This is a genomic window from Streptomyces sparsus (genome assembly GCF_054776295.1).
This window is the reverse complement of sequence record NZ_BAAHCA010001636.1, coordinates 1-617: the sequence shown is the minus strand read 5'-3', so window position 1 is coordinate 617 and position 617 is coordinate 1. Positions and strand designations below refer to the sequence as shown.

The following is a 617-nucleotide window of genomic DNA, read 5'->3' as shown; positions in this document are numbered from 1 at the left end:
GGTCGGTCGCCGCGCGCAGGTCGGCCGCGGTGACCCCCGGCAGCCCTTCGGGCACCCCGCAGCCGAGCACCTCCACCGGTCCCCTGGCGAGCACCGCGTCGATGCGCTGGTGCGGGCGCCCGGGCTCCGAGGTCAGCTCGCCGCCCCAGGGCGCGACGGCCCAGCAGTCCTGTAGTTCGGCGGTCAGCCGCCGGAACGCCCGCCCGTCGGGACGTTCGTTGAGGTCACCGGCGGCGACCGCGCAGAGCGGGTCGGTGGCCGCGAGCCTGCCCAGCAGCATGCCGGCCTGGGCGTGCCGTTCGTCCTTCTGCAGGCTGAGGTGGCAGCTGACGACGCCCAGCCTCGCGCTCTCCCCGAACCGCAGTACCGCGGTGGCGAAGCCGCGCCGGTGCAGGCCGGGCGTCTGCGGCAGCAGCACGTCCTCGGTGCTCTCCACGGTGGCCCGCAACGAGGCCATGATCATCGTTCCGTTGGCGGTCGCGCCGCCCGTGACGTGCGGCAGGCCGGTCAGTCGGGCCAGGCGGGCGGCGTGCTTGCGCCAGCGGAAGAACCGCGGGGCCTCCTGCACGCAGAGCACGTCGGGGGCGCAGGCCCGGATGACCCGGGCCAGCGCCCCC

General features: G+C 76.2%; 1 protein-coding gene. It reads right to left on the bottom strand.

The annotated features are described in order from the left end of the window. A partial coding sequence (locus tag ACYVE9_RS30035) for an endonuclease/exonuclease/phosphatase family protein (protein ID WP_461031014.1) occupies positions 1-610 on the bottom strand: 610 nt, incomplete at its 3' end. Positions 611-617: the final 7 nt, after the last annotated feature.